The 12289-nt window shown below is 67.6% G+C and carries 14 protein-coding genes and 1 pseudogene; 3 read left to right on the top strand and 12 right to left on the bottom strand.

The genetic code is table 11. The features are described 5' to 3' along the window. Positions 1-270 precede the first annotated feature (270 nt). The 4 genes from C2L80_RS11530 to C2L80_RS11515 form a co-directional block, all read right to left on the bottom strand. On the bottom strand, positions 271-753 hold the full coding sequence (locus tag C2L80_RS11530) for a flavodoxin (protein ID WP_103263240.1): 483 nt from the start codon (positions 751-753) through the stop codon (positions 271-273). A gap of 73 nt (positions 754-826) precedes the next feature. After that, positions 827-1996: an iron-containing alcohol dehydrogenase gene (locus C2L80_RS11525; protein WP_103263239.1), complete on the bottom strand. Its 1170-nt coding sequence runs from the start codon at positions 1994-1996 to the stop codon at positions 827-829. A 121-nt stretch (positions 1997-2117) separates the two neighbouring features. After that, complete coding sequence (locus C2L80_RS11520) at positions 2118-2966, bottom strand: SDR family oxidoreductase (RefSeq protein ID WP_103263242.1); 849 nt, start codon at positions 2964-2966, stop codon at positions 2118-2120. A gap of 41 nt (positions 2967-3007) precedes the next feature. After that, the gene (locus tag C2L80_RS11515) at positions 3008-3361 is read right to left on the bottom strand and encodes an MFS transporter (protein ID WP_204600591.1); all 354 of its coding nucleotides are present in this window, start codon (positions 3359-3361) and stop codon (positions 3008-3010) included. A 54-nt stretch (positions 3362-3415) separates the two neighbouring features. On the opposite strand from C2L80_RS11515, the gene C2L80_RS11510 reads away from it, so the two are divergent. Beyond that, complete coding sequence (locus C2L80_RS11510) at positions 3416-3817, top strand: helix-turn-helix domain-containing protein (RefSeq protein WP_103263237.1); 402 nt, start codon at positions 3416-3418, stop codon at positions 3815-3817. Beyond that, positions 3817-4434: an ATPase gene (locus C2L80_RS11505; protein WP_087196105.1), complete on the top strand. Its 618-nt coding sequence runs from the start codon at positions 3817-3819 to the stop codon at positions 4432-4434. Before C2L80_RS11510 ends, C2L80_RS11505 begins: the two co-directional genes overlap by 1 nt. A 160-nt stretch (positions 4435-4594) precedes the next feature. Here C2L80_RS11505 and C2L80_RS11500 read toward each other — a convergent pair whose 3' ends face one another. The 7 genes from C2L80_RS11500 to C2L80_RS11470 all read right to left on the bottom strand — a co-directional run bounded on the left by C2L80_RS11500 (position 4595) and on the right by C2L80_RS11470 (position 11016). Continuing rightward, positions 4595-4831, bottom strand: a complete 237-nt coding sequence (locus tag C2L80_RS11500; protein WP_087196106.1) for a hypothetical protein — start codon at positions 4829-4831, stop codon at positions 4595-4597. A 7-nt stretch (positions 4832-4838) separates the two neighbouring features. Beyond that, positions 4839-5015, bottom strand: coding sequence for a hypothetical protein (locus C2L80_RS13950; protein WP_157941080.1), 177 nt, complete (start codon positions 5013-5015; stop codon positions 4839-4841). Positions 5016-5073: 58 nt separating this feature from the next. Beyond that, positions 5074-7422, bottom strand: coding sequence for a cation-translocating P-type ATPase (locus C2L80_RS11490; protein WP_103263236.1), 2349 nt, complete (start codon positions 7420-7422; stop codon positions 5074-5076). A 50-nt stretch (positions 7423-7472) separates the two neighbouring features. After that, positions 7473-8168 carry a pentapeptide repeat-containing protein gene (locus C2L80_RS11485; protein ID WP_087196109.1) on the bottom strand — a complete coding sequence of 232 codons (696 nt, stop codon included), beginning with the start codon at positions 8166-8168 and terminating at the stop codon, positions 7473-7475. A gap of 156 nt (positions 8169-8324) precedes the next feature. Then, positions 8325-8603 carry an outer dense fiber protein 1 gene (locus tag C2L80_RS11480; protein WP_087196110.1) on the bottom strand — a complete coding sequence of 93 codons (279 nt, stop codon included), beginning with the start codon at positions 8601-8603 and terminating at the stop codon, positions 8325-8327. A 188-nt stretch (positions 8604-8791) separates the two neighbouring features. Further along, a complete protein-coding gene (locus C2L80_RS11475; RefSeq protein ID WP_224759193.1) occupies positions 8792-10135 on the bottom strand; it encodes a DNA polymerase Y family protein in 1344 nt (447 codons plus the stop codon). 125 nt (positions 10136-10260) lie between these two features. After that, entirely contained in the window at positions 10261-11016 is a 756-nt protein-coding gene (locus C2L80_RS11470; RefSeq protein ID WP_087196111.1) for a M23 family metallopeptidase, read from the bottom strand. A gap of 214 nt (positions 11017-11230) precedes the next feature. Between C2L80_RS11470 and C2L80_RS13945 the strand changes: the two genes are divergently transcribed. Then, positions 11231-11587: a YxeA family protein gene (locus tag C2L80_RS13945; protein ID WP_157941079.1), complete on the top strand. Its 357-nt coding sequence runs from the start codon at positions 11231-11233 to the stop codon at positions 11585-11587. A gap of 76 nt (positions 11588-11663) precedes the next feature. Here the strand turns inward: C2L80_RS13945 and C2L80_RS13940 are convergent. After that, positions 11664-12289 (bottom strand): annotated as a pseudogene (locus C2L80_RS13940) (hypothetical protein); the annotation flags it as partial.

The raw sequence follows: 12289 nt of genomic DNA, 5'->3' as shown, positions 1-12289 counted from the left end.
CTCGGCCGCCTCGGTCAGGCTGAACCCCGCCGCGACGGCCTCCACGGCGAGCTCCCTGGTCTCCAACGGGTACATGCGGACTCCAATCCGGACACCGGAGTGTCCAACTTTTTGTCCGCACCCCCAATCTATGCACAAAGCGCAATTTGTGCCGATTCGGGCGCTTTTTTATGCATCGGACAAAGCAAGGGCCTTGCGGAACGGCATAGCTCGAATGCGCCGCTCCGTCCTCGCGCGGCCCCTGCATCCCAATATGAAACGACGATGCCCTTACAGCCCCAGGCCCTCCACCCATGCGCGCAGGGTGACCGCGTCAGCGCCGGCGTAGAAGCAGCGGCCGGGCTTCCAACGCGTATCGGACGCGCAGCATTTCCGCAGCACGGCGTCGGTTTTCCCCATGCCGCTGCCGCCCGAGGTGGCGAAGGGGATCACCGTCTTGCCGGAGAAGTCGTACGCTTCCAGAAACGTGTTGATGATCGTGGGGGCCACGTACCACCAGATGGGGAACCCCACGAACACCGTGTCGTAGCGCTCCATATCCGCCACCTTGCTCGCGATGGCGGGGCGCGAGGCGGGGTCGTTCATCTCCACGCTGCTGCGCGAGCGCGCGTCGTGCCAGTTCAGATCGGCCGACGTGTAGGGCTGCGCCGGCTCTATGCCGTGCAGGTCGGCCCCTGCCACCTCCGCCAGCGTCCGCGCCAGCCGCTCCGTGGTCCCCGTCGCCGAAAAGTATGCAACCAACGTCTTTCCCATACCACCGCTCCTTCGAACTCGCGAAATCTTCATTCTTTCATTCCTTCACTGCGACCTGCTAGGCCGCTCGCCGCTACTTGCTGGCGCGCAGGATGGATAGCACGTCCTCGCGAGCGAGCACCTTGTAGCCGCCCTCCATGATGAAGGTGGCGTCCGCGATGCCCTCCAGCATGTCGTCGGTCACGCCCAGCTCGGCGACGCTCATCACGCAGCCGATCTCGCGCATCCACGCCTCCAGCGCGTCGATGCCGGCGGCGGCCAACTCCTCGGGCGTGCGCCCCTCGACCGACACTTCCCACACCGTGCGGGCGAACCGCGCGAACTTCTCCAACCCGTGCGGCATGATATGGCGGTAGTACGCGGGCGACACCGCCGAGAGCGTCATGCCGTGCGTGGCGTCGGTGTAGGCGCCGATGGCCTGGCCGATCATATGCACCTCCCAGTCGGTGGCCTTGCCCTTCGCCACCAGCGTGTTCAGCGCCCACGTGGCCGTCCACATGATGTTGCTGCGCGCCTCGTAGTCGGTCGGATTCGCCACCGCCGCGCGGCTCGCCTGCACGAGCGAGCGCATGAGGCCCTCCATGAGGTAGTCCGACGTGCTGTCGTCAACGCCTGAGAAGTACTGTTCCATGAGGTGTGACATGATGTCGAAGATGCCGGCGATCATCTGATACTTCGGCACCGTGTAGGTGAGTTCGGGGTTCAGGATGGCGAAGCGCGGGAACACCTCAGGGTTGGCGAACACGTGCCCGATCTTCAGCTTGCTGTCGTGGTTCGTGATGACCGCGCCGCCGTTCATCTCGCTGCCCGTGCCCGCCATCGTGAGGATGCAGCCCACCGGCACGATGCGGCACTCGGGCTCCTCCATGCGCAGGTAGTACTTCTCCCACGGGTCCTCCTCGCAGTGCGCCGACACGCCCACGGCCTTCGCATAGTCCACCACCGAGCCGCCGCCCACGGCCAGGATGAGGTCCACGTCGTTGTCGCGCGCGATGGCCGCGCCCTCGCGCAGCTTCTCCACGGTGGGGTTGGGCATCACGCCCGCATCCTCGAACACCTCCTTGCCGGCCTCGCGCAGGATGGCGATCACCCGGTCGTACAGGCCGGTCTTCTTGATGGAGCCGCCGCCGTAGGCCAGCTGCACGCGCGGGCCGTACTGGGCCAGCTCGGCGGCCAGGCCGTCCAGCGCGTCCTTGCCGAAGACGAGCTTCGTGGGGTTGTGGTAGGTGAAGTTGCCTTGCATGGGTTTGCTCCTTTCGACACGGTGCGTCCGGCACCGCGCATCTTCCGTTTTCCGGCGCCGAGCGCCGCCTTTCCCTCTTCGCAGCGCGCTTGGCGCCGCCCTTCCTTCCCGCAGCGGGCCTTTACGCCGCCCCGGATGCCGAGGACGGCCTGAGCGGACCGTAGAAGTACGATGCGGTGGCGCCGCCGTCCACGAGGAAGTCCGCCCCCGTGATGAACGCCCCCTTGTCGCCCATCAGAAGCTCCGCGACGTTCGCCACCTCGTCGGCCGTTCCGGGACGGCCGGCCGGGCAGTTGGCGAACATGCTCTTGTAGAACTCGCCGCGCGGGCCGTTGAACTCGTCGATGGCCAGCGGGGTGACGATGATGCCCGGCGAAATGGAGTTGACGCGCGCGCCGCGACGGCCCCACCTCACCGCCTCCGCCATCACGCGCTTCTCGTTGCAGCGCTTCGCCAGCTGGTAGGCATGGAGCTCATCGCGGATGTTCCGGGGCTGCAGCATGTCGAGCGAAAGCAGCTCTTCGGCGGGCGTGCAGGCCAAAAGCTCGTCCTCCTCCACAGAGAGCTGCGGCAGGCGATGCCCCGACTGGCTGGATATGGTCACACCCGCGCCGCCGGGGGCGATCGCCTCCCCCATCTCCTCGAGCAGCATCGCCGTTCCGTACAAGTCCACCGCGAGGATGGCCTCGATGGGGGCTTGGCTGGGCGAGACGCCCGCGGCGTTCACCATCAAGGCGATGTCGCCGAGGCCCTGTGCTCGCGCGATGAGCGCTCGCACGGAATCGCGCGACGCCAGATCGGCCTCTTGGGCGACGGCCTTGAACCCCGCCTCGTTCAGGATCTTCGCCGCCGCTTGGGCGTTTTCCGGCCTCTTGTCGCCGACGACGATCGTCTTCCCCGAGCCCATGCGCCGGGCGATGGCCAAGCCGATCTGCCCCGCGCCCATGAGCATCATCACGTTCGTTCTCACGAAAAGCACCTCTTTCCCGCATTCGTCCGACCTGTTCGACCTCACCCTATCATTTGGAGTTCGCTCGAAGTCAAGGAGCGGGAAGAGGTTTTTTCGCGGTCGGAAAGCCGCAGCCGCACGGCCACGAGCACGATGCCCGCCGCAAGGAGAACGAGCGCGCCCGCAAGGACGAAGCGCGTGCCCGCCACGGTGATGAACAGGCCGCATAGGGCGGTGCCCAGCGTGGTGCCCGCATTCGCCGCCGTGAGGTACAGGCCGTTGGAGAAGTCGGGCGCCTCAGGCGCGGCGCGCGCCACTAGATACTGGTTCGCATTGTTCATGATGCCCGCGAACACGCCCAGCGTAAGCACCGTCGCCGCCGCAGCCTCCGTGAATAAAACATTGCGATATCGCAATGTTTTTCGGTATGCTGATTCAAAACCCACCATCATCGAGAAAGGGATCGCACCATGCTGTCAGTCGCCGAAAGCGCATCGCTCTTAGGCGTTTCCCCCTCGCGCGTGCGGGCGCTCATCGCCGAAGGAGCACTGCCCGCAGAGAAGATCGGCCGTTCCTGGGTGCTGCGGGAAGAGGACGTGCTGCAACGCGCTGCGAACCGACCAGGTCCAGGCCGACCCGCAACAATCGCCACCTGTGCAGGCAAGTTCGAGCATCCCGAGCCGAGCCTACCGACCAGCGAGATAGATTTGCACGACCTTTACCTCGCCTGTAAAAAGGCGTTCGCAGTCCGGCCCGATGCCGAAGCCATCGCCCGAGCCGAAAGCACTGAAGAGTCGAGTTTCTATTTTGCCGTCGCCGACCATTTCCTTCAGCAACGGCAGTGCGAACTCGTACGTCAGGGGGTGTACTGATGGACGACCGCCCTTGGTACATCGTGTTCGCCGGCGTCAATGGATCGGGAAAATCCACCCTGTACCGCACGAACCTCTGGCGCACACCGGGCATGCCGACGTCAATGCCCCGAGTCAATCCCGACGAATTGCTGAGCGCGAACGGCGGCAACGCATCAAGCGCACGCGACCAGATCCAAGCCGGGAAGGAGGCGCTGGCGCTGATCGACGGCCACTTCGCACACCGACGCTCATTCAACCACGAAACGACGCTGACAGGCCATCGAGCGCTGAAAAACCTGGCGCGGGCGCACCAAGAGGGCTATCGCGTGCGCTTGTTCTACATAGGAGTTGCCAGCGAGGACATAGCCATCGATCGCATCGCGCATCGCGCGGCGCTCGGCGGGCACGATATCGAAGAGGCTTCCGTTCGCCGCCGCTACCGAGCCTCGTTGACGAACTTCAGCAAGGCGCTCGCTTGGTGCGAAGAGGCCCAAGTATTCGACAACACGACCGCCTTCAAATGCATAGCCGTATGGAGCAAGGGAACCCTCGCGTGGTGGGGCGCATCGAAAACAACGGGGAACTGGCTGCCAAGCGCCATGCTCGACGGGACGGTGTGGAAGAGAACGGGCTAGCTCTCTGGAAAGCAGCCGCCGCTCTCACCCTCGCCCCACCGCTTCCACGGCGCAGACGAGGACGGCGGCTGCGGACTTCGCGGCGGCTTCGTCGATGCCGGCATAGCTGACCACGAAACCGCACACGCCCCCTTCGACCGCGCTTCGCAACGCGGCGGCCTCAGAGCGCTGGCAAAAACCCGACAGTAGCACGAGAGCCGATGCCGCTCGCCCCGAGCGCGTCGCGCACGGCATGGTGGCAGCAGCGCATGCGGTTGCCGCACCACTCGAAGTCGCCGTTCTCGATGAAGTGCGCCAGCGTCAGCTGCTCCATCGCGAACACCGTGCAGGAATGGAAGTCCAGATCGCACCGGAACCGCTCGGCCAGGTGCGCGAGCGGCGCCGCGCAACCCCACACGAAGCGCCTATCCCGGGCTGCACGCGAACCCGTTCGCGTAGATGACGCGCTCCACCGCGTTGATGCTCCCCATGACGGGGATGGGACGGCCCGCCAGATGGAACTCGCGGTCGTCCTCGATGGCACAGCGCCCGAGAGCCTGCGCCGAAGGCGATCTGCCGATGCTGGACACCCGTGCGGACATGAAGGTCCCCGTGCGCATTCTTGCGGCTACGAACGACCTTTGGTGGAGGCATGCGCCTCTACACCATGCTCGCCAGGTGCCGCGCGTGCCACTTCTCGATGGCACCGTACAGCGCGTGGAACAGCACGGCGGTGCCGAGCGCCAGGATGGCGAACAGCACGGTCATACCGAAGGTGAACGGCTCGATGCCGAACAGGCCGTGCAGAAACGTCGCGCCGAGCACCGTGCCGCCCACCACCACGACGAGCAGCGCCGCGCGGATGGGCGTGAACGGCACCGACAGCCGCACGATGAGCAGCGCGCCGATCCATGCCGTGAGCAGCACGCACAGCGTGGACACATGCTCGTAGTCGATGCGCAGCACGTTGTAGCCCACCGCGTTCACGATGAGGATGGTGAGCACCGCGCAGATGGCGCCGGGGATGGACTTCACGACGACGTTCTCGAGAAAGCGGCCCTTGATGCGGTCCTTGTTGGGCTCGAGCGCCAGCACGAACGACGGCAGGCCGATGGTGAACGCGCTGATCAGCGTCATCTGAATGGGCTGGAACGGGTACTGCCACGGCAGGAAGACGAACACCACGGCCAACGTCATGGACAAGAGCGTCTTCACGAGGAACAGCGACGCCGAGCGCTGCAGGTTGTTGATGGAGCGCCGCCCCTCGGCCACCACCTTCGGCATGGCGGCGAAGTCGTTGTCCACGAGCACGAGCTGCGCCACGTTGCGCGCCGCGTCGGAGCCGGCGGCCATGGCCACGCTGCAATCGGCCTGCTTGAGCGCGAGCGTGTCGTTCACGCCGTCGCCCGTCATGGCCACGATGTGGCCCTTCGCCTGCAGGGCCACCACGAACGCCTTCTTCTGCTCGGGCTTCACGCGGCCGAACACGCTGTAGCGCTCGATGGCGGCCGCGATGTCGTCATCGGTGACGAGCGTCGCAGCGTCCACGTAGTCTTCGGCACGGGGCACGCCCACCTTCGCCGCGATGCCCGACACGGTGCGCGGGTCGTCGCCCGAGATCACCTTGAGGTCGACGCCCTGCTCCTTGAAGTAGCGAATAGTCTGCGCGGCCGTCGCGCGAATCTGATCGTGGATGGCGATGAACCCGAGCGGTTTCGGCGCGCCCACGATGTCGCCTTCCTCGTCGAAGCCGTCCACCTGCGCGAGCAACAGCACGCGCGCGTCGGCTGCTAACTCGTTTTGCTGGTCGGCCACCGCGGCAAGCGCGTCGCCCAAGATGAACTGGCCGGCGCCCATGACGTAGACGCTGCCGTCGTCGAACACGGCTCCCGACCACTTCTTGTCGGACGAGAACGGCACGACGCGGGAGGCGTGCAGGACGGCCGCGTCGGCACCCGCGAAGTGCTCGACGATGGCCTGGGCCGTGTCGTTGGGATCCTCGTCGGCCCGTGCGATGGACGCGAACGCCATGTCCACCATAGTCTGCGGCACGCCCGGCACCGGGCAGACGGCCGCCACCTCCATCTTGCCCGTGGTGATGGTGCCCGTCTTGTCGAGGCACAGCGTGTCCACGCGCGCGAGCGTCTCGATGCAATACAGCTGCTGCACGAGCACGCGGCTCTTCGCAAGGCGCACCACCGCCACAGCGAGCACCGTCGAGGTGAGCAGGATGAGCCCTTCGGGAATCATGCCCACGAGCGCCGACACGGTGGACAGGATGGCCTCGTTCGTCTCGGTGCCCGTGAGGAAGTGCTGCCGCGCGAACAAGAGCGCGCCCAACGGGAAGATGATGAAGCTGACGAACTTGATGATGCCGTTGAGGCTGTTCATGATCTCGGAGTTGACGGCCTTGTGCTGCTTGGCCTCGGCGCTGATCTTCGCCGCGTAGTTCTCGGCCCCCACGTGCACGACGCGCGCCCACACGGTGCCCGCGTTCAGATAAGACCCGCTCATCAGCTCATCGCCCGGACGCTTCTTCACCAGCGTGCTCTCGCCGGTGAGCAGGCTCTCGTTCACATCGCACGAACCCTTCACCACCACGGCGTCGGCGGGGATCTGGTCGCCGCGCCCCAGCTCGATGACGTCGTCGCGCACGAGCGCATCGAGCGGCAGCTCGACGAGCGCGCCGTCGCGCAGCACCGACGCCTTCGAGCTGGCCACGATGGACAGCCGGTCGGTGATGCGCTTCGAGCGAATCTCCTGCACGATGCCGATCAAGGTGTTGCACACGATGACCACCATGAACAGCATGTTCTTGTACGAGCCGGTGATCAGCACGAACACAGCCAAAATGGCGTTGATGGCGTTGAACAGCGTGAGCGTGTTCTCGCGCACGATCTGACGGACGGAGCGCGTGCGCACGCCCGCGTCCACATTCACCTCGCCGCGCGCTGTGCGCTCGGCCACCTCGGCCGCGCTCAGGCCCTGCGGTTGCACCTCTTCGGTCATGCGTCATAGCTCCTCGGGGTCGCGGCAGCGGACGATGCGCTGCGCGGCGGTCAGTCTTTGATGTTCACGCCCAAACGCCGCGCGATGCCGGCGGCCTGGAACAGGTCCATCGAGCACCCGCGCAACTCGCCCATGGCATCGGACAGCACGATGTCGGCCAGCTGGCACGAGGACAGGTCAACGCCGTCCAAGCTGGTGCGAAAGAAGCTCGTGCCCACGAAGCGCACGTCGTCGAACCGCACGCGGCGCTGCCGCAGCTCGGTTAGGTCGGCCTGCGAGAAATCGGTGGAGACAACGGAGACGTCCTCCAGCTTACCTCTCGCCAAAGACGCGTAGGCAAACGTGGAGTCGCGCACCTCGACGCGCGAGAACACCGCCTCCAGGAAGTCGGCGCCCGTGAACTTGCAGGACGAGAACGTGCAGCGCGTGAAGTTCGCCTGCGAGAACGTGCTGTTGGAGAAGTCGCAGCCCGCGAACGCGACGTCGGACACCATGGCCCGGTCGAAGTCGCAACCCGCGTACGAGCACCCCTCCATGCGCGACTCAGACAACTCGAGCAGGGCGAAATCGGCGCCCTCGACCGCATCTCCCGCGATCCGCACGTGCGCGACGCTCGCGTCGCCGCCACATGCGCACGCGATCCATTCGGAAAGGCTCGCAGCCTCCACAAGACGCTCGGGAATGGCCGGATCGGCCGCCCGGGGCGGCAGGGGGGATGCGGCTTTTTGAAAGCGACGGTCGGGCACGGGAGCTCCTTTCGCACGGCGCGACGCGAACACGGTCGCCCGCCATGATAGCAAAACCGCCCCTTGGCGAAACGAGAAGAGCGGCGTTGGAGGGAAACCGGGAGATTTCGCGCCACCGGAGAACGCGGGGTCGCGCCATGACACAGCCCCGTCGTCTTACCAGGTGCCGTCCCCCTCGAACACGATCTCCTCCACGAACCAGCGCGGGCCCTCGTGGAAGAGGAACGTGCGCGCGCGTCCCACGAGCACGTCGTAGCGCACGCCCTCGCCTCCCACTTTGAGCGAGGCGCACGCGCGCACGCCGAGCACGGCGCGCACGGAAAAGCGCCGCCCGTTGTCCCACACGACGGCGCGCGGGACGACGCTGCCGTCCTCGAGGAACGTCGCCTCCACCTCCACGTACCGCTTCCGTCTGCCTGCGATGCCCCGCACCATGGCGAAACCTCCTTCCTCCGCGCGAGCCGCGCGCATCAAGACCGACCGCCGCTAGCGCCGCGAGCCGGCCAAAAGCGCGTCCCGCCCCCGCGGCCGGCGCATCCGCGAAAGCAAGGCCCTCGGCGCGCACGGCTCGCAGACGCGGCGGGCGCGAGCTCGGAAACGCCCAACGCCGGCCGATCGGCAGATCAGCCGAACCAGCCCACCGGATGCACCGTGTTGTCGCGCTTCACGTCCACGTCGATCAGGCTCTCGTCCAAAAGCTCCACGCCACGCCGGACGCAGGCGTTGCCGAAGCGGCGGCGCAGACCGTCTATCGCCTCGTCCAGACCATCGAGCGCCCGCTGCCGCGCATCGAAGCCCAAATCGAGCTGTTGAGGCGCATCCGAAGGCTCGAGGTTCGAAGCACGCACGTGCAGACCGCGCAGGGGATGCGACCCGTCGAGCGGCTCGGATGCCGCGAGCAGCCCCCATGCCGTCCGCGCGATCAGGCCCGTCGCGCTCGTCGCGCGCGGAAGCGTGGTCTGGCGGCCGTAGCTTGCAAGGTCTCGCGCGTCGCGCACGCCGACCGCCACGGTAAACGCGCGCAGCCGCGCCTCGCGCAACCGCTGCGCCACCGATTCGGCCAGAAGGTACACGAGCGCCTTCGCGTCCTCGGGACGGTCGATATCATGCGGGCAGGTCAGCCCGTTGCCGATGCTCTTGATCGGACGCCCTCCCCCGCCGCGGACGGCGTCCGAGGGCGAAACCGGCGTCGAATCCTCGCCGCGGGCGAACGCGCGCAGCACAAGGCCCACCTTCCCGAGACGGCGGCGCAAAAGCTCCGGCGAGGCGCACGCGAGCTCGCCGATGCGGTCGATGCCCGACGAGTGCAGCTTGGCGCGCGTGGCCGGCCCCACGTACAGAAGGTCGCCCACCGGCGCATCCCAGACGAGCCGCCGGTAGTTCTCCGGTGTGATGGCGGTGACCGCGTCGGGTTTGCGCAGGTCGCTACCGAACTTCGCGAACACCTTGTTCCACGACACGCCGATGGACACCGTGCAGCCCAGCTCCGCTTTGACGCGCCCGCTGATCTCGGTCGCCACGCGCAGGGCGTCGCCGCCCGAAAGCGGAAGCGACCCGGTGAGGTCGAGCCAGCACTCGTCGAGGCCGAACGGCTCCACGAGGTCGGTGTACTGGCAGTAGATGCGCCGCGCCAGCTCCGAGTAGCGCCGGTACACGTCGTAGCGCGGCGGCACCGTCACGAGCCCCGGGCACTTCGCGCGCGCCTCCCACAGCGCCTCGCCCGTTTTCACGCCGGCCTCCTTCGCACGCGCGCTCTTCGCGAGCACGATGCCATGGCGCGTCTCCTCGCGCCCGCCCACCACGAGCGGCACGCCGCGCAACTCGGGCCGCTCGGCCTGCTCGACGCTCGCATAGAACGCGTTCATGTCCGAATGGAGGATCGCGCGATGCATGTCCGCACCCTCCGGCGAGCCGATCGCGCGCCCGCCGAACGTCTCGGGAACGCCCCGCCCCTCCACCGCCGTCACGCCGCGCGCCTCCCTTCTCCTCGCTCCATCCTTCAAGGGAACGCATGTTCGCATAAAAACGGGGAGGGCGCAAGCGAACAGATCGTGGAGTTTCGGCAACGTCGTCCGCGGACGGCGGGAAAAGGTCACGCACGCCCGACGTTTCGCACGCGCATCCCCCGCACGAGAAACGGCGGGAAGGCCCCGTGCGCGCCTTCGGGGATCGGGCGCGGATCGGCGGCGGCGTAGTTCGGCGCGGGCTCGGCGCAGACGTCCGCGAAGCGCACCGGCACGCCGGGCGAGGAGTAGAAGCTGCGCCCTTTTTGCACATGGAAGTGCAGATGGGGCTCGGTGCTCGCGCCCGACGATCCGCAGCGCCCCACCGGCTGCCCGCACGCCACCGCCTCGCCCGTCCGGACGGCCACGCTGCCCGCCGCGAGGTGGGCGAGGCACGAGAACTCGCCGTGCGCGTGCTCGATGACGACGTGGTTGCCGCGGATGTCGTCGCCTCCGACGCGCAGGCGCCCGTCGAGCGCCACAGGCGCGTCGGGGCAGCCCTCGTGCGCCTCGACCACCGTGCCGTCGGCCGGCGCGAGCACGGGAAGGCCGTAGCAAAAATACGATGCGGGGTGGGACGGGTCGGCGGCGGGACGGCGGCTGCTTCCCGCTTCGTCGAGAACGAGGAAATCGTAGGCGTAGCGTTGGGTCCACACATCCCACGAATGCGACGTCTCCTCCGTCACGCCGCCGTTGAGCACGGACCACGCGCCGTCGAAGGGCAGCGCATAGCAGATGCGCGACGCGCCGTCCCCGGGCGCAGGCAACGCGTCCGGGAACCGAAGCGCCATGAGCGCCATCCCGGCGATCTGCTTGACAGACTGCACGATCATGGGGTTCCCCATCGCCGCCTCCTCCTTGCCCGAGCGTCGGCCGCCCTGCGCGCCTCGCTTTCCCGCGCAAAAAGATAAGGCAGCCGTAAGACACCGTCAAGCGCCGCGTAAGGAGCCGCGCTTAAGCTGGAGGACGTCGGAAGGAAGATCGCAGGAGGAGCCATGGAGAAGCTGCACGCGCCGGTCGGCGGGACGTCGGGGATGCCGAAGGGGAAGGAGGCGGGCCATGCGCGCTAGATCGAAGCCCTTGATCGCCCTCGCGATCGCAGCCGCCGTCGCGGCGGCGCTCGTAGGCGCGGCCGGCTGGGCGCTTTACGGCGAGAGCGGATACGCGTACGTGCGCATCGACAACGCGCAGGCGAGCGCCATCGAGCCGCGCGCCGGCATGAAGTGCGAGTACCGCCTCGAAGCCGTCGATGCGAGCGGAGCGAAGAGCGGGATGACGTTCCAGACCGAACGCGAGCTGCGCGACGGCGCCTACCTAAAGCTCGAGACCAAGCCCCTGCGCGGCGTGGTGGCATGGGAGGAGCAGGCGCCCGAAGAGCTGCCCGACGCCGCGAGGGCGGCGCTCGAGGAAAGATGACCATCGTCGCTGCGACTCGGAAGGCGGCGGATGCCAAAGGCGCAGCCGCCGCCGACGCGGGAATCAGTCCCGACGGCTAGCCTGCGCGCTCGACCCCCGAGTGGACGGCGCAGGCGCAGACGGCGGCCACGGCGACGATGCCCGCGCCCGCGACGAGGGGAGATGCGATAAGCGAAAGGAGGAAGGCCGTCGCGACCATCGCGGAGGCCCCGAGCTCGAAGCACATCCACCGCGCCCAGGGTCCGTCCGCACGCGGACGCACCGCGTCGAGCGCGCACGAGGCGAGCGAGCAGGCGTTCACGGCCACTGCGAGCGCCCACGCCCCGAGGACGGGCGTGCCGGGAGGCAGGGCGAGGGCGCACGACGCGCACGCGAGCGCCGTCGTGAGCGCGAACGCGGGCAACGAGTCGAACGCGAGCAGTTCGAGCGTCCCGAACGGCAGCCGATCGCGGACAAGGCGGTTGCGCACGTCGTCGAAGAAGGCGCGCGACAGCTCGCGCGCTCCCTGCGGCATGAGCACGACCGCCTGCAGCCAGAACAGGAACAGGACGGAATCGCCCGCCCCAAGCACGGCCAACACCCCGAGCGGCACGACGGCCGTCCCATGAAACGCCAGCGCGAGAAGCCCTTCGCGTTGGCGCGCGTGGGACAGCGCGGCGCGCGCCACGAGGGCGGCGCGGCCCTCTCCGGGCGGCAGGGCGA

This window comes from Rubneribacter badeniensis (assembly GCF_002899695.1).
Lineage (GTDB): Bacteria > Actinomycetota > Coriobacteriia > Coriobacteriales > Eggerthellaceae > Rubneribacter > Rubneribacter badeniensis.
The sequence above is the reverse complement of the archived record's forward strand: the minus strand, read 5'-3'. Positions and strand labels throughout refer to the sequence as shown.